The sequence below is a fragment of the Streptomyces sp. NPDC054932 genome, assembly GCF_053610205.1.
Genome location: NZ_JBSGXU010000102.1, coordinates 1 through 15,148, shown reverse-complemented (window position 1 = coordinate 15,148; position 15,148 = coordinate 1). Strand labels below are relative to the sequence as shown.

The 15,148-nt window shown below is 72.0% G+C and carries 13 protein-coding genes; 2 read left to right on the top strand and 11 right to left on the bottom strand.

Features of this window, described 5'->3' with window-relative positions; translation table 11 throughout:
• Positions 1–16: 16 nt before the first annotated feature.
• Both ACWGE1_RS24880 and ACWGE1_RS24875 read right to left on the bottom strand, forming a co-directional pair.
• Positions 17–1,975, bottom strand: coding sequence for a flavin monoamine oxidase family protein (locus ACWGE1_RS24880; RefSeq protein ID WP_453422700.1), 1,959 nt, complete (start codon positions 1,973–1,975; stop codon positions 17–19).
• 156 nt (positions 1,976–2,131) lie between these two features.
• Complete coding sequence (locus ACWGE1_RS24875; RefSeq protein WP_453422699.1) at positions 2,132–2,869, bottom strand: carbonic anhydrase; 738 nt, start codon at positions 2,867–2,869, stop codon at positions 2,132–2,134.
• Positions 2,870–3,089: 220 nt separating this feature from the next.
• On the opposite strand from ACWGE1_RS24875, the gene ACWGE1_RS24870 reads away from it, so the two are divergent.
• A complete protein-coding gene (locus ACWGE1_RS24870; RefSeq protein WP_453422698.1) occupies positions 3,090–3,986 on the top strand; it encodes an alpha/beta hydrolase in 897 nt (298 codons plus the stop codon).
• A gap of 30 nt (positions 3,987–4,016) precedes the next feature.
• On the opposite strand, the gene ACWGE1_RS24865 is transcribed toward ACWGE1_RS24870, so the two are convergent.
• Both ACWGE1_RS24865 and ACWGE1_RS24860 read right to left on the bottom strand, forming a co-directional pair.
• Positions 4,017–5,840, bottom strand: coding sequence for an ABC transporter ATP-binding protein (locus tag ACWGE1_RS24865; RefSeq protein WP_453422697.1), 1,824 nt, complete (start codon positions 5,838–5,840; stop codon positions 4,017–4,019).
• 255 nt (positions 5,841–6,095) lie between these two features.
• Complete coding sequence (locus ACWGE1_RS24860) at positions 6,096–7,253, bottom strand: agmatine deiminase family protein (RefSeq protein WP_453422696.1); 1,158 nt, start codon at positions 7,251–7,253, stop codon at positions 6,096–6,098.
• A gap of 157 nt (positions 7,254–7,410) precedes the next feature.
• Here ACWGE1_RS24860 and ACWGE1_RS24855 point away from each other — a divergent pair, with 157 nt between their 5' ends.
• Positions 7,411–8,070, top strand: a complete 660-nt coding sequence (locus ACWGE1_RS24855; RefSeq protein WP_453422695.1) for a TetR/AcrR family transcriptional regulator — start codon at positions 7,411–7,413, stop codon at positions 8,068–8,070.
• 22 nt (positions 8,071–8,092) lie between these two features.
• Here the strand turns inward: ACWGE1_RS24855 and ACWGE1_RS24850 are convergent, their stop codons facing one another.
• From ACWGE1_RS24850 to ACWGE1_RS24820, 7 genes are all read right to left on the bottom strand, one after another.
• On the bottom strand, positions 8,093–8,911 hold the full coding sequence (locus tag ACWGE1_RS24850; RefSeq protein ID WP_453422694.1) for an ABC transporter ATP-binding protein: 819 nt from the start codon (positions 8,909–8,911) through the stop codon (positions 8,093–8,095).
• On the bottom strand, positions 8,901–9,899 hold the full coding sequence (locus tag ACWGE1_RS24845; RefSeq protein WP_453422693.1) for an ABC transporter ATP-binding protein: 999 nt from the start codon (positions 9,897–9,899) through the stop codon (positions 8,901–8,903). The genes ACWGE1_RS24850 and ACWGE1_RS24845 overlap by 11 nt, the downstream gene beginning before the upstream one ends.
• Entirely contained in the window at positions 9,896–10,750 is an 855-nt protein-coding gene (locus tag ACWGE1_RS24840) for an ABC transporter permease (RefSeq protein ID WP_453422692.1), read from the bottom strand. Before ACWGE1_RS24840 ends, ACWGE1_RS24845 begins: the two co-directional genes overlap by 4 nt.
• Positions 10,747–11,709 carry an ABC transporter permease gene (locus ACWGE1_RS24835; protein WP_453422691.1) on the bottom strand — a complete coding sequence of 321 codons (963 nt, stop codon included), beginning with the start codon at positions 11,707–11,709 and terminating at the stop codon, positions 10,747–10,749. Before ACWGE1_RS24835 ends, ACWGE1_RS24840 begins: the two co-directional genes overlap by 4 nt.
• On the bottom strand, positions 11,706–13,379 hold the full coding sequence (locus ACWGE1_RS24830; RefSeq protein ID WP_453422690.1) for an ABC transporter substrate-binding protein: 1,674 nt from the start codon (positions 13,377–13,379) through the stop codon (positions 11,706–11,708). Before ACWGE1_RS24830 ends, ACWGE1_RS24835 begins: the two co-directional genes overlap by 4 nt.
• Before the next feature lie 87 nt (positions 13,380–13,466).
• The gene (locus ACWGE1_RS24825; RefSeq protein ID WP_453422689.1) at positions 13,467–14,480 is read right to left on the bottom strand and encodes an agmatine deiminase family protein; all 1,014 of its coding nucleotides are present in this window, start codon (positions 14,478–14,480) and stop codon (positions 13,467–13,469) included.
• 108 nt (positions 14,481–14,588) lie between these two features.
• Positions 14,589–15,148, bottom strand: a 560-nt coding sequence (locus ACWGE1_RS24820) for an amidohydrolase family protein (RefSeq protein WP_453422688.1), incomplete at its 5' end; no start/stop codon positions are given.

Below are 15,148 nucleotides of genomic sequence, written 5' to 3'. Positions count from 1 at the left end.
GGCACCCGCCGCTCGCTCAGAGCGTCGAGTGGACCTCCAGGGCGGTCCGTACCGCGGATTCCAGGGCCCCTTCGATCCACGCCGGCTTGATGGAGGTGTGGCACCCGGCGAAGTGCAGGCTCCCTTCGGCCTTGCGGACGTGGGGGAAGAGCTCGGTGTGCTGGCCGGGCAGCAGCACGGAGGCCTCGCCGTAGGCGTACGGATCGCGCATCCAGGACTGGGTGCGTCCCACGCCGGTGTAGAACACCTCGATCCGCTGCCCGAACACCTCCTGAACCCCGGCGAGGGCGCGCGGGTAGCGCTCCTCGTCGTCCAGGGAGTCCCACTTCAGGGCGTCGTCCGACCAGCTGTAGGAGGCGAGCACGACCCCGCCCGCGCTGCCCTCGACGGGGTAGGAGGGCTGGAACATGAAGCGGTTGGGGTTGTCGGTGGCCGAGCCGCCGCCGATGACGTGGGCCGCCTCGGGCTGGTCACGGGTGACCGCGCGGCAGGCCGCGTAGTGGGCCCGCTGGGCGCCGGAGATACCGCGGTCGGCCACGGAGGAGTGCGCGCCCAGCAGCGCGCCGTCCCCCGGGGTCCGCCCGAGCTGGTACTTGCGGTACAGGCCCGGCTGTACGGCCTCCAGCTCGCGCTTCCAGTCGGCCTCGTCGAACTCCCACCAGCGGCGGCTGAATTCCAGCAGCACCTTGGTGGCCGCGTCGTAGTGCAGCTCGGTGATCGCGCGCCGCTTGCCGTACGAGAGCGCGGGGGCGACCGGGATGTGGCGCAGCCCCGAGAAGGGCACGGTGACGATCGCGGTGTCGCCGGTGAAGGTCTCGCGCTGCACGGCGCCGCCGCGGCCCTCGGAGACGGTCTCGATGCTGACCCCGCCCTCCCCGTGGGTGATCCGGGTGGCACGGCGGTCGAGCCGTACGAGGTCCTCGACGCGGGCGTAGAGGGCGTCGGCCAGGGTGGCGGTGCCGCCGGGCAGTTCGAAGAAGGCGGTGTCCGGGCTGATCAGCGAGGCCCCGATGAAGCTGTGCACGAAGGCGAGGTGCAGTCGGGAGGTGAGGTTCTCGACGGTTCCGATCAGGTCGATCGTCCGCTCGTCGAGCTTGGCCTCCTCGGTCAGATAGCGGTACATCGACATGTGCCCGTAGCGCTGGATGACGCGCGCCCAGCCCTCGACGAGCTGCTTGTCCTTCTTGCCCTCGATCTCCTTGCGCACGGGGGCGAAGGCATTGCGGACGATCTGCGCGGCGGGCAGGCCCTCGTACGCCGCCGGGACTCCGAAGGACCGGTTGAGGGCCTGCGGGCTGCGTGCGTAGTCGGCGCGGCGGACGCGGATGCCGTTGACGAAGATCCACGTACGGTAGGCGGGGCGGCCTGCCCCGTCGACATCGACCAGGTGGAAGCGCCTGCGCTTCAGGCCGAGGCTGTCGATCAGCCCGGTGACCAGCGGGTGGCTGTCCGGAATCCGCATGGCGCCGGCCTCGGCGTACTGCTTGGGGTCGGCGAAGGGGGCCGCGGACTTCTCGTGGCCGCCGGCACGGAAGGTCTTGATCCGGCCGCCCACGCGGTTGCCGTTGGCCTCGATCACGGTGACCTGGTGTCCGGCCTCGCGCAGCAGGTGCGCGGCGGTGAGCCCGGCGGGCCCGGCGCCGACGATCAGCACCTTCTTGCGGGTACGGGACCGCGGGAGGCCGTTCTTCAGCAGGATGTCGGAGTAACGGGGCACCAGGGGCTCGTCGTCATCGTCCCGTACGAGGATGGCCCGGGCGATGGTGAGGCAGGTCTCCCAGTCCGGGCGCGCGGAGCCGGAGGGGGCCTGCGAGGTCCCGGCGGACGCGGCGGCGACCGACAGGGCGCCGGCTCCCGCGACGGCGGCCGCGCCGGCGATGACGGTGCGGCGGGAGGGGCGGCGGCCGGGGGCCGGGGCGGGCCCGTCCGGGGTTCCGGGCGCGGGATCGGGCGTGGGAACGGGTTCGATGATCATGTATCAACTCTCGCGGCCCCCCGGCGCCTTGAACGCCCAAAGGCGCCCGGACGGGGAACAATCACCCGGACGTGCGGTTCGCGTCGCACGATGCTGACGAACTGGGATTCGCGGCCCGCCGGACACGGCGGGTCGGCCGGTCAGCAGGTCGGTCGGTCAGTGGATCCGGCGCACCCGCTGGCTGGTGAGCTCGTACCGGGCGCCGACGACGGACAGTTCCCCGGCGGCGACCTTGGCCGCGAGCTCCCGCTCCGCGGCCAGCCTCTTCCGTACGAGCCGCACGTTCGCGGTGATCGCCGCGTCGATCCGTGCGGCCCCGCGCAGCCTGCGGTCGATGGCCGGGTGGATCTGGTCGACCAGGTACTGCATGTGGCCCGGCAGCGGGGCCCCGCCCTCGTCGGCCCGGACGGCCGCGGCGACCGCCCCGCACGACTGGTGCCCCAGCACGACGACGAGCGGGATGCCCAGTTCGAGGACCCCGTAGGCGATGCTCCCGAGCACCGCCTCGTCCAGGACCTCGCCCGCCGACCGTACGGTCAGCAGGTCACCGAGGCCCTGGTCGAAGACCAGCTCGGGGGGCACGCGGGAGTCGACGCAGCCGAGGACGACGGCGAAGGGGTGCTGGCCGCCGACGAGCGTCTGCCGCACGCTCCGCGTCTCGTCGGGGTGCCGCTCGTGCAGGGTGCGCCAGCGTGCATTGCCCGCCTCCAGTGCCTGCAGCGCGGTGCGGGGGGTTGCGGGCCGGGCCCGTCCGGGTCCCCCGGCGAGGGTGGCCGTCGGCGTCCTGGGGGAACCGGCGACCAGACCGGCCCCGAGGGCCACCGTGCCGGTCAGGACCACCCGGAGCAGGCGGCGGCGCCCGGGGCCGCCGCGGCTTTCAGCATGAAGGCTCATATCACGACAAACTATGCATATTCGACCCCGAAGGGTGGGTGCCGCCAGGGGCCCGGCCCGGCTTTGGCGAAGTCTTGGGCCACGAGCAGCGCGAGCGGTCGGCCCGCACGCCCGCCCCGTGATCCGGTCCGGGCGGGGGCGCCGATCGGCGCGCGACCGGTGCGGGATCCGCGACGGTCGGCGGGTGACCCCCCGGGCGGCGGCCGTGAGGATGGTCGTCATGGATCCCGAACTCGAAGCATTCGTCCCCCTCCTCCCGCAGACCGACGCGACCGACCCGGTCACCGCGCGCAAGGTCTTCGCCGCGCTCGCCTCCTCGAGGCCGGTGCCGGACACCTCGGGCATGGAGATCGAGGACCGCACGGTGCCCGCCGGTACCGGTGTGCCGGTGCGGATCTACCGCCCGCAGCAGGCCCGGGGCGCCGTCATCTGGCTGCGCGGCGGCGGATTCGTCTTCGGTGACATCGAAACCGAGCACCCGTGGGCCGCCCGGATCGCCGACGGCTCCGGCGCGGTGGTGATCTCGGTGGACTACCGCCGGGCCCCCGAGCACCCCTTCCCCGCCGCCCTGGACGACGTGTACGCCGTACTGACCTGGGCGCACGCGCACGCGGCCGAACTCGGCGTCGACCCGGCCCGGATCGCCGTCGGCGGCCACAGCGCCGGCGCGGGGCTGGCGGCCGCGGTGGCCCTGCGGGCGCGCGACCGGCAGGGGCCGCCGATCCGCTTCCAGCTGCTGAACGAGCCGGTGCTCGACGACCGGCAGGAGACCTGGTCGCAGCGGAACTTCACCGACACCCCCTGGCACGACCGCGACAAGATATCCGTGATCTGGCGGCACTACCTGGGCTCCCGGCAGGCCACACCGTACGCCGCCCCCGCGCGCGCCGACGACCTCTCGGACCTGCCGCCCGCGTACATCGCCACCGCCGAGTTCGACCCGCTGCGCGACGAGGACATCGACTACGCCCTGCGGCTGCTGCAGGCGGGCGTACCGGTCGAACTGCACCAGTGGCCCGGCACCTTCCACGGATCGCAGGCGATCCAGTCCGCGGAGGTGTCGCAGCGGCAGACCGCGGCGCTCGTCTCCGCCCTGCGCCGCGCCCTGGCCGGGTAGCGGGGGGGGCACGGCCGGGCCGGCTCGCCCTCAGTCGATGCCGGAGCGCGCGGCGGCGCCGTCGAGGCCGTCGAGGAAACCCCCCGACTGGTGCTGCCACAGCTTCGCGTAGGCACCTTCCGAGGCGAGCAACTCCTGGTGCGTGCCGTGCTCGACGATGCGTCCTCGGTTGAGGACGACGAGCCGGTCCATGTTCGCGACCGTGCTCAGCCGGTGCGCCACCACGAGGGCGGTCCGCCCCTCCATGAGTCGCCACAGCGCCTCCTGCACGAGGATCTCGCTCTCGGAGTCCAGGGCGCTGGTCGCCTCGTCGAGGAGCAGGATCGGCGCGTCGCGCAGGATCGCCCGGGCGAGCGCGACGCGCTGGCGCTGTCCGCCGGACAGTTTGACGCCGCGCTCGCCCACCATGGTGTCGAAGCCGTCCGGCAGGGCGTCGGTGAACTCGGTGACGTGCGCCGCCTCGGCCGCGCGCCGGATCTCGGCGTCGGTGGCGTCCGGCCGGGCGAAGGCGATGTTGTCCCGCAGGGTGCGGTGGAACATCGCCGGGTCCTGCGGGACGTAGGCGATCAGGCTGCGCAGGTCGGCCTGGCGCAGTCTGCTGATGTCCTGGCCGCCGACCAGGATCCGGCCGGATTCGATGTCCGTCATCCGCATCAGCAGCCGGGTGAGCGTGGTCTTCCCGCCGCCGGACCGGCCGACGAGGCCGATCTTCGTCCCGCTGGGCACGTCGAGGTCGAGGCTGTCGAAGAGCGGTTTGCCGCCGCCGTGGGCGAAGGTGACCCGCTCGAAGCGGACGTCCGGGGACCCGGGCCGCAGCGGTTCGGGCGATGCCGGGTCGAGCACGGTCGGCGGTGTCAGCAGCAGTTCGGTGAACTGCGCGGCCTCCGTCATCGAGCTCTCCAGGCGCCGGTAGATCTGGTTGAACTCGAACATGATCCGCGTCGCGCTGGCGTAGTAGGTGAAGGCCACGATGACCGCCTCCACGCCGTGCTCTCCCCCGCCGAGCGTGACGGCGAGCAGCAGACCCAGCGCGTTGGTCAGTACGGACATCGGCGCGACCACCGTGTCGATGCGCAGGTTGCCGTAGTCCCAGGAGCGCAGGGTGAGCCGGCGCGATTCCGCGACCCGCGACCGGTGCTCGGCGGCCTCGCGTTCCTCGGCGGCGAACGCCCGGACGGTGTCCATGTTCATCAGGCTGTCGGCGACGTGGCCCGAGACCCGGGCGATCGCCTCCTCGCGCTGGGCGACGAGTCCCTGGCGGCGCCGGATCAGCGGCGCCACGCCCAGTGCCGTCACGGCGATCATGATCAGGAGTCCGGCCACGAGCAGCGGGTCGTACTGCCAGAGCACCACGGAGGCGAACACCAGCGGTACGAAGCTGCCCATGACCGAGAAGGTCAGGGTGTCGACGAACTCCTCGAAGCGGGAGGCGAAGCTCAGCACCCGCTTGGTCAGCGAGCCGGCGAAGTTGTCGTGGAAGAACGCGGCGTCCTTGGCGAACAGTTCGTCCATGCCGACCACGTAGAGGTGCTCGATGCCGCGGGCGTCGAGGCGGTTGAGGCAGTGCAGCCCGACCCGCCACAGTGCCTCGGCCAGCAGCAGGACCCCGGCGAAGCCGAGGACGTACGGCAGCATCGCGTCGATGGTGGTGCTGCCGCCCCCGGCGATCCGGCCGACTAGCTTGGCGACGATGAGCGGCGCGATGTAGTTGATTCCGATGTTGCCCAGCGCCGGGAGCAGCATCGCGGGTGCGGTCAGCCTGCGAAGGCGGGCCAACTCCCGTCCGTAGTAGCGAAGTGCGAGGAGTACCGGGCCCCTGCCCGGTGAACCTTCGGTCGATCCAGGCGTTCCCATTACAACCCTGTGCTGTCGTGAGGTGGGAGGTTTGCAGGAACCGAAGTCTCCCGCGACGGCCTTCGCCCGGTCCAAGGATTTTCCCGAATGGCGGTATGTCGTCCCCGATCGTCCTGCCCGGTCGTCCCGGCGCCGGAAACGGTGGAGGGCCGCTCCGGATCGCTCCGGAACGGCCCCGTGGTCCTTGTGCGGTGCAGGTGCGGGTGCGGGGTGCGGGTGCGGGTGCGGGGTGCAGGTGCGGGGTGCGGGTGTCGGTTACGGCACGGGCTGCTGCTGGGTGACGCAGTGGATGCCGCCGCCGCCCGTGCCGAGCCGGTCGATGTTGAGCTGCTCGATGGTGCGGCCCGGGTAGAGGCGGGCCAGGGTGGCTTTCGCCGCGGTGTCGGCGCGGGTGTCGCCGAAGTGGGCGCTGATGACGGCGCCGTTGCACAGGTAGTAGTTGGCGTAGGAGGCGAGGAAGTCCGGGTTGGAGGAGCGGATCCTGTTGTAGTCGGGCCCCTGGATCTGGTCGACCGCCATGCGCGTGCCGTCGGCGGCGGTCGCCGCGGACAGGATCTGGTACTGCTGGCGCGCGTCCTTGGCGTACACGTCGTTGTCCGAGGCCAGGGGCATCTGGACGGCGGCCCTGCCCGGGGCGAGGAAGCGCGAGGTCGCGTCGACGTGGTCGTCGGTGATGTCCTGGCCCTTCACCCCGTCGAACCAGATGACCTTCGAGGCTCCGTACGCGGCGAGCATCGCGGACTCGATCTGCGCCTGCGTCCTGTTGGGGTTGCGGTTCTTGTTGATCAGGCTGCTGCGGGTGGCCATCAGGGTGCCCGCGCCGTCCTGCTCGATCGCACCGCCCTCGCCGACCAGGGCCGCGGCCGTGAACGGGACGCCGACGTAGGAGGCGATCCGTCCGGCGACCAGATTGTCCCGGGCGTGGGCCTGCTTCTTGCCCCAGCCGTTGAAGTTCAGGCCGACGGCGTCCAGACCGCCGGATCCGTTGGTGCGGAAGACGGGCCCCGTGTCGCGCATCCAGCAGTCGTCGACGGGGATGGTGCTGATGACGGTGACGGTGGAACCGCACATCGAGCGGGCCTTGGCCGCGCTGCCGGAGTTGGCACAGATGTGGACCGGCTCGTACTTGGCGATGGTGCGTGCGATGAGCGCGATGTCCTGCTGGACGCCGCTGAGCGTGTTGCCCCAGATGGAGGTGGAGTCCGGCCAGGCCATCCAGGTACGGGTGTGCCGGACGTCCTCGATCGGTACGCGGAAGGCGCCCGCCGCGGTCGGCCGGAGCGCGGCCGTGGCGCCGGCCCGCCCTTCGGTCGCCGCCAGTGCGGCCGCGGCGGCCGTGAGCCCCGCCGCTGCCAGGAATCTGCGTCTGCCCATGCCCTCGCCTGCGGGCCGGTTCGCTGCGTGATCGTTCATGTGGGGGTCCTCCGATGAGTCAACTCCCCGCGGGGACAGCGGGGTTGACCGGAAAGCTAAAACTGGCCAAGCGCTCGGTCAATAGTTTGGACGAGGTCATTCCGGTGGATCACGGAAAGCCCCAGGTCGCGTCCGAAAGGCTGGTTAGAGTGACGCCATGGCAGCTACCGCGAAGGACTCCGGGGAGCGGAGCGCTCCCCCCGCACGGACCGGCGCACGAGCCGGCCGGCCCCGGGCCTCGACCAAGGGCGAGCAGACCCGGGCACGGCTGATCGCCGCCGCGCGGACCCTGCTCGCGGGCGAGCTGAGCGAGCGCTTCACCACCCGCAACGTCGCGGCGCTGTCCGGCGTTTCGCACGGAATGTGCCACTACCACTTCCAGGACCGGACCGACCTCGTCCTGGCGGTCATCGCGGACATCCGCCCCGAGTGGATCACGCCCCTGGAGACGGCGGTGTCCGGCCCCGGACCGTTCGCCGAGCGCGCCGAGCGGGTCGTCGCTCTCCTCGGCCGGCCCGAGGGCGCCGAGCTCTCCCACCTCCATTCCGCCCTCCACTGGCAGGCGTTGAACGACTCCCGGGTCCGGGAGAGCCTGGAGGCCGAGTACCGGCGCTGGCGCGCCTGCTTCGTCGCCCTCTTCCAGGTGCTTGCCGACGAGCACGGCGGGGGCCTCGACCCGCGCCCGCTGGGACTGGCCGTGGCCGCCGCCGTGGACGGCCTGGCGGCCATGGATTCCCTCGGCACCGACGGCGGTACCGAGCCGGTCCTGCGGACCCTGATCGGTACGCTCGCCGCGGGAGCCCGGGCCAGGCCGTGACCGGCCGCCGCCAAGACGCCCCCTAAAGGAGCCGGCGGGCCGCGGCGATCGCCTCCGGGTCCCACCCCGGGCGGGGCACCGACTCCAGCAGCAGCCGTGTGTACGGATGCCGGGGCGCGGCGAGCACCTCGGCCGTGGCGCCCGCCTCGACGATCCGGCCGTGCCGCATCACGACGATCTCGTCGGTGACGCAGCGCACGACGCCCAGGTCGTGGGTGATGAAGAGGTACCCGATCCCGGTCTGCTCCCTGATGTCCGCGAGCAGGTTGAGGATCTGCGCCTGAACGGAGACGTCGAGCGCGGCGACCGCCTCGTCCAGGACGAGGACGGACGGCTCGACGGCCAGGGCCCGTGCAATGGCGACGCGCTGGCGCTGGCCGCCGGACAGCCGGCGCGGCAGCGCGTCGGCGGCCCGGGTGCCGAGACCCACCTGGTCGAGCAACTCCCGTATCCGCCGGGTGTGGTCGCGGCCCGGGAAGTGCAGGCGCAGGGTCTCGCGCAGGGCCGCCTCGACGCTGGTGCGCGGATCGAGCGAGAGGTACGGGTCCTGGAAGACCATCTGGACCTCACGGGCACGGGCCAGGCGCTGCGCGCGGCCCCGGCCCCCGCCCCGCGCGGTCCGGTTGCGACCGCCGAGCAGGACCTCGCCCGCGTCGGCGCGCTCCAGGCCGACGATGATCCGCGCGGTGGTGGTCTTGCCGGAGCCCGACTCCCCCACGATCCCCAGCGAGCCGCCCTCGGGGAGGGCGAAGGAGACGTCGTCCACGGCGCGCACGGCTCCGTAGGAGCGGCGCAGCCCCGTGACCTCGAGGACGTTGTCGGGAAGTCCGTTAGCGGGCATCGACGGTGCTCCCTTCGAGCCGGTCGCTGTGGTGGCAGGCGGCCAGGTGTCCCGGCCGGCCCGGGGCGGCCACCGGTAGCGGAACCTGCTGGTCGCAGACCTCCGTGGCCAGCGGGCAGCGGGCGGCGAAGGCACAGCCGTGCAGTTCCTGGCGCAGGTCCGGCGGCTGGCCGTCGATGGCGGCCAGCCGGCCGCGGGGGCCGTCCATCCGCGGGGTGGAGGCCAGCAGGGCTGCCGTGTAGGGGTGCCGGGGGTGCGCGAAGAGGGCCTCCGCGGGCCCGCTCTCGGCGATCCGGCCCGCGTACATGACGTAGACGCGGTCGCTGATGGCCGCCGCCAGGTCGAGGTCGTGGGTGACGAACAGCAGGCCGGTGCCGAAGCGTGCGCGGAGCCCGGCCAGCAGTGCGATGACCTCGGCCTGCGAGGTGACGTCGAGCGCCGTGGTGGGCTCGTCGGCCAGCAGGAGCGCGGGGTCCCCCATGAGGGCCGCCGCGATCACCACGCGCTGGAGCATGCCGCCGGAGACCTGGCCGGGGTATTTGCGCAGCACGGACGCGTCCAGGCCCACGGCCCGCAGCAGTTCGGTGGCGCGGGCGGTCGCCTCCGCCCGGCTCATCGCCCGGGTCAGCGTGGCGCTCTCGGTGAGGAAGTCCCCTATGCGGCGCAGCGGGTTGACGGCGGCGCGCGGGTCCTGGAAGACCATGGCCACGGCGGAGGCCCGTACCGTGCGCAGCCGGTCGGCGTCCATGGTGAGGACGTCCTCGCCTTCGACCCGGACGGCCCCCTCGACGACGGCGCCGGGCGGCAGCAGCCGCAGTGCGCTGCGCGAGGTGAGGCTCTTGCCGGAGCCGGACTCGCCGACGAGGGCGACGGTCTCGCCGGTGGAGACGGTGAGGTCGATGCCGTCGAGGACGGGCCGGGCGCTGCCGGGCAGGGTGATCCGCAGCCCCTGGATGTCGAGGGTGTGCACCGGTTTCATGAGCTTCATCGGTCTCTCCTGGCGACACGGTCGGCCCAGCGTTCCCCGACCACGTTGAACGCGACCACGGTCAGCACGATGAAGGCGCAGGGCAGGATCGCGGACAGCGGGTAGCCGTGCTGGATGGCGGTCTGTCCGTCGAAGACCATGCGGCCCCAGTCCGGGGTGAGGGCGGGTACGCCGAGTCCGAGGAAGGACAGTCCGGCCAGGTCCATCAGGGCGTAGCCGAAGTTGATGGTGGACTGGGCGAGGACGACGGGGGCGATGTTGGGCAGGATGTGGCGCAGGCAGATCTGCAGCGCCGAGTGTCCCTGCACCTGGTAGGCGCTGACGTACGGGCGGGCCCGTTCGGCCAGGACCAGGGAGCGGGTGAGGCGGCTGACGTAGGGCAGGTAGGCCACGGCCAGGGCGATGACCGGGGCGAGCAGCCCCTCTCCGTAGACCGAGATGATCAGGATGGCCAGCAGCATGCCGGGGAAGGCGAAGACGAGCTCGGTGCTGCGGGAGAGCACCGAGTCGATCCAGCCGCCCCGCCAGGCCGCCGCCGTGCCGATGGCGATGCCGGCGACGGTGGAGAAGGCGACGACGCCGAGCGGTCCGAGCAGGGAGGTGCGGGCGCCGAGCAGCAGCCGGGAGAGGGTGTCCCGGCCGGCCGCGTCCACACCGAAGGGGTGTGCGGCGGAGGGTGCGGCCAGCGCGTTGCCGAGGTCGACGGCGTTGGGGTCGTGGGGTACGAGCCAGGGTGCGAGCAGGGCGGCGAACACGACGACGGTGACGAGGACCAGGCAGGCCAGGTGGAGCGGGGAACCGGCGGCGCGGATCCGGGAGAGGCCGGGCCGGCGGGTGAGGACGGCGGTCATACGGCGGTGCTCCTCGATCCGAGGGTGACCCGGGGGTCGACCAGGGGCAGGATCAGGTCCACGATCAGGTTCACGATCATGAAGAGGGCGACGATGATCAGGGAGATCGCCTGGACGGTCGGGAAGTCCTTGGTGGTGGTGGACAGTTCGAGGAGCTGGCCGATGCCGCCGATGCTGAAGGCCGTCTCCACCAGGATGGTGCACACCAGCAGGGTGGAGACGATGAGGCCGCCGGTGGTCAGTACGGTGCCCAGCGAGTTGCGGAAGACGTGGCGCCGGACGACCTGTCGTTCGGGGACGCCCCGGCTGCGGGCGACGGTGACGTGGTCGCTGTCGAGCGCTTCGAGCATGGCGGAGCGGGTGACCCTCGCGAGCATGCCGATCAGGTAGAGCGCGAGGGCGATCGAGGGCAGCGTGAGGTGCCGGATCATGTCCCCGAGGCCGCCGTCCCCGGCACCGCTGCTGGGGAACCAGCCGAGCTTGACGGCGAAGAGGCCCTGGAGCAGGACCGCCGCGACGAAGGACGGGGTTCCGACGGCGAACGTCGTGGTGACGAGGATGGTGGAGTCGGTGGCCCCGCCGCGGACGGCGGCGACCCGGCCGAGGAACAGCCCGACGGCGACGACCACGACGAGCGACATCGCGATGAGCAGCAGCGTGGTGGGCAGACGGTCCGCGAGCAGCCGCGAGACGTCGGTGCGGTAGGTGATCGACCGTCCGAAGTCGCCCTGCAGTACGTCGCCCAGCCACCGGAAGTACCGCACGAGGAAGGGGTCGTCCAGGTGGTACTGGGCGTTGATCGAGGCGAGGGCCTCCGGGGAGGCCGAGCGGCCGGCGAGCAGGAAGCTCGCCGGGTTGCCCGGTGCCAGGTACAGGGCCCCGAAGACCACGAACGAGGCGGTGAGGAGGGTGGCGGCCATTTCCGCCACCCGCCGCAGCGCGAATCTGGCGAAACTCACTGCGCGGCCCCCACGTCGGCGGCCCACGGGTAGTACATGTACGAGATCGTGGTGGGGGCGCCGGTGATCCGCTTGTTCATGAACAGCGCGGTGGGCCACTCGGCGACGGGGATCCACAGCAGCTGTTCCGAGGCGTGGTGCTGGAGCTTCGCCTCGATCTCCATCCGCTGCTCGGTCGGGTAGACGGCGCTCGCCTGCTCGACGAGCCGGTCGTACTCGGGGTCGCTGTAGCCGGCGAAGTTCATGTACGCGCCGGTCTTGAAGTTCTGCAGCAGGTCGAGCGGGTCGGTGATCGAGTCGTAGTAGGTGAGCGGGAACATGTCGATGCCCTCGCGCGCCTGGGGGTCGGTGAACAGCGCCGTGAAGGCGTTCGGGGCGATCGTCTTCAGCCGGATGTCCAGGCCGATCTGCGTGCCCGCCGCCTGGAGCGCGGTGGCGAGCAGGGAGACGTCCTGGCCGATGGAGCTGGTGGCCACGGTCAGGGTCTTGCCGGTGGCGCCGGCCTCCTTGACCAGTGCCTTGGCCTTTTCGATGTCCTGGCCGGTGGGCGGCAGGCTGTCGAAGGCGGTCTTCAGGGTGCGCTCGGGGGCGGCGGCCCAGGCGGCGCGGGTGGTGAGGGAGTTGGTGACGGTGCCCGCCCCGCCGAGGCCGGCCTTGACGAAGCCGGAGCGGTCCAGCGCCAGGGACAGCGCCCGGCGGACGCGGATGTCACCGAGCGGGCCCTGCATGTTGGTGACGTTGACGTTGACCGTGCTCAGGCCCTCGCCGAAGTAGAGGGTGCCGGTGCCGCTGTTCTTCAGGCGGGCGTAGCTCTCGGTGGGGATCAGGTAGCCGCCGTCGGCCTCCCCGCTGAGCATGGCGTTCGTCCGGGCGGAGGGGTCGGTCAGGACACGGAAGACGGCCTTCTTCGACTTGGCCTTGGTGCCCCAGTAGCCGTCGAAGCGCTCCAGCTCGATCGACTGGCCCTTGTTCCAGGTACCGAGCTTGAAGGGGCCGGTGCAGCCGAGGCCGCCCGTGGTGCCGTAGTCCTTGCCGGCCGCCTCGACGGCGGCCTTGGAGGCGACCACTCCGGCGGCGGTGGCCATGTACTGGGGGAACTGCGAGTCGGGCTTGTTGAGCTTGACGGTGACCTGCAGCGGGCCGCTCTTGGTGATCGAGGCGACGTTCTGGAACACCTGGGCCCAGGCGGCGGCGTTGTCGGGGTCCGTCTGGCGGCCGAGGCTGAAGACCACGTCGTCGGCGGTCATCTCCTTGCCGTCGTGGAAGCGGACGCCGGGGCGCAGGTCGTAGACCCAGGTGGTGGGGTCCGGGTTGGACGCCTTCTGGGCGAGGCCGGGCTCCGTGGTGAGGCCGGGGGTCCAGCGCATCAGGCTCTCGCACACGTTGGACAGGACGGTGTTCTGCGGGTAGTCGAAGGCCACCGTGTAGTCGAGGGTGGGCGGTTCGGCGTAGACGGCCCAGGTGAACGAGTCGATCTCGCCGCGTGCCTCGGGCGTGGAGACCGACAGCCTGACGTCGGTGACGCCGCCGGCCTTCTCCTTCGGCGGGCCGGAGCAGGCCGCTAGCAGGGAGACGGACGTCAGGGCGGCGGTCGCGGCCGCGGCAACGGGGCTGAGCCGGCCGCGTCGGCCGCGGAAGCGTCTGCCGGTGCGGGGCGGGGTGGTGGTCATCGTCGCGCTCTCTATTCCGTGAGGGATGCGGGGGGAGGAGCGGGCGGACCGCCGGAGCGGTCCGCCGGGAGCGGCCGGTTTCCCGGGTCAGACGGCGGTCCGCACTGCGGGGATCTGCTGGGTGATGCAGTGGACGCCGCCGCCGCCGAACGCGATGGCGAGCGCCCGTACCCCGACGACCTTGCGGCCCGGGTAGGCCGTGGCGATCACGGCGAGGGCCTCCTCGTCCTGGGGCACACCGGCCACCGGGACGACGACGCCGCCGTTGGCGACGTAGTAGTTGAGGTACGAGACCTCGATCTCGCCGTCGGCCACGTCGGCGAAGGCCGTCTGCGGCACCTCGATGATCTCCAGGCGGCGGCCGCGGGCGTCGGTGGTGGCCTCCAGCACCGCACGGTTGGCGCGCATCCGGGCGTGGTCGGGGTGGTCCGGGTCGGCGGGCAGGGAGATGACGACCGTGCCGGGGGCGGCGAAGGCGCAGACACCGTCGACGTGTCCGTCGGTCTCGGTGTCGAGCAGGCCGCCGTACGGGAGCCAGACGACCTTGGTGACGCCGAGCCGGGACTTCAGCTCGGCCTCGATCTGGTCGCGGCTCATGCCGGGGTTGCGGTTGGGGTGCAGGAGGCACTGCTCGGTGGTGATCAGCGTGCCCTCGCCGTCGACGGTGATGGCCCCGCCTTCGAGGATCATGCCGGAGGGGATGCGGTCGACACCGAGGTGCTCCAGCAGCAGGCCGCTGATCCGGTCGTCGGCGTCGAACGGGTGGTGCTTGCGTCCCCAGGCGTTGAAGCGGAAGTCCACTCCGGCGCGGTTGCCGTCGCCGTCGAGCACGAAGAGCGGGGCGGAGTCGCGGAACCAGGAGTCGTCGAGCGGCAGCTCGATGACGGTGACGCCGTCGCCGCACCGTGCGCGGGCGTCCTCGCCGAAGCCGGGCGGGGCGACCATCGTCACGGGCTCGAAGGCGGCGATGGCGCGGGCGACGTTCGCGTACTCCTCCTTCACGTCGGCGAGCACGCTGCCCCACAGCTCCTCGCGGGTGGGCCAGGCCATCAGGCAGCCGTCGTGCTGGGACCACTCGGCGGGCATACGGAATTCGGTCATCAGACGTCTCATTTCTTGCGTGGGTGGAGTCTTCCACTCGACTGAAAATTCAGTCAAGAGTGAAGGTGTGGGGCGAGGACGGGAGCGGAGGAGGAGTGGAGGAAGCGGCTAGAGGAAGTAGAGCCGGTTCAGGGAGACCTGCTGGGCCGGCTCGGAGCGCAGGGGCTCGCCGTCGAGCGTCACGAGCCCGGTCCGGGCGTTCACGTCGACCGCACCCAGGCGGGCGTTGCCGACCATGTCCTTCGGCCCGATGCCGCGCGTGCCGCGTACGGCGACCCGGCGCCGCCGGGTGGCCATGACGCCGGCGGATCCGGACTCGGCGGCGGCGCCGCTGACGAAGGCGACCGAGAGGTCGGCGGGCGCCGCGCCGTGCGCGCCGAAGAGGGGGCCGAGGACGAGCGGTTCACAGCAGTCGGTCGCGGCGTTGGGGTCGCCGGTGACCCCGTACGCCGGGAAGCCCGACTTGAGGACGAGCTGCGGCTTGGCGCCGAAGAACGGGGGGCGCCACAGGACGATGTCGGCGAGTTTGCCGACCTCGATGGAGCCGATCTCGTGCGCGAGGCCGTGGGCGATGGCCGGGTTGATGGTGAGCTTGGCGATGTAGCGCAGGACGCGGGCGTTGTCGTCGCCCTCGCCGTCGCCGTCCATCGGGCCGAGCTCGCCCTTCA

Coding starts and splice junctions, on each gene's coding strand:
- ACWGE1_RS24880 (WP_453422700.1), bottom strand. CDS start 1,975: ATGATCATCGAACCCGTTCCCACGCCCGATCCCGCGCCCGGAACCCCG.
- ACWGE1_RS24875 (WP_453422699.1), bottom strand. CDS start 2,869: ATGAGCCTTCATGCTGAAAGCCGCGGCGGCCCCGGGCGCCGCCGCCTG.
- ACWGE1_RS24870 (WP_453422698.1), top strand. CDS start 3,090: ATGGATCCCGAACTCGAAGCATTCGTCCCCCTCCTCCCGCAGACCGAC.
- ACWGE1_RS24865 (WP_453422697.1), bottom strand. CDS start 5,840: ATGGGAACGCCTGGATCGACCGAAGGTTCACCGGGCAGGGGCCCGGTA.
- ACWGE1_RS24860 (WP_453422696.1), bottom strand. CDS start 7,253: ATGAACGATCACGCAGCGAACCGGCCCGCAGGCGAGGGCATGGGCAGA.
- ACWGE1_RS24855 (WP_453422695.1), top strand. CDS start 7,411: ATGGCAGCTACCGCGAAGGACTCCGGGGAGCGGAGCGCTCCCCCCGCA.
- ACWGE1_RS24850 (WP_453422694.1), bottom strand. CDS start 8,911: ATGCCCGCTAACGGACTTCCCGACAACGTCCTCGAGGTCACGGGGCTG.
- ACWGE1_RS24845 (WP_453422693.1), bottom strand. CDS start 9,899: ATGAAGCTCATGAAACCGGTGCACACCCTCGACATCCAGGGGCTGCGG.
- ACWGE1_RS24840 (WP_453422692.1), bottom strand. CDS start 10,750: ATGACCGCCGTCCTCACCCGCCGGCCCGGCCTCTCCCGGATCCGCGCC.
- ACWGE1_RS24830 (WP_453422690.1), bottom strand. CDS start 13,379: ATGACCACCACCCCGCCCCGCACCGGCAGACGCTTCCGCGGCCGACGC.
- ACWGE1_RS24825 (WP_453422689.1), bottom strand. CDS start 14,480: ATGACCGAATTCCGTATGCCCGCCGAGTGGTCCCAGCACGACGGCTGC.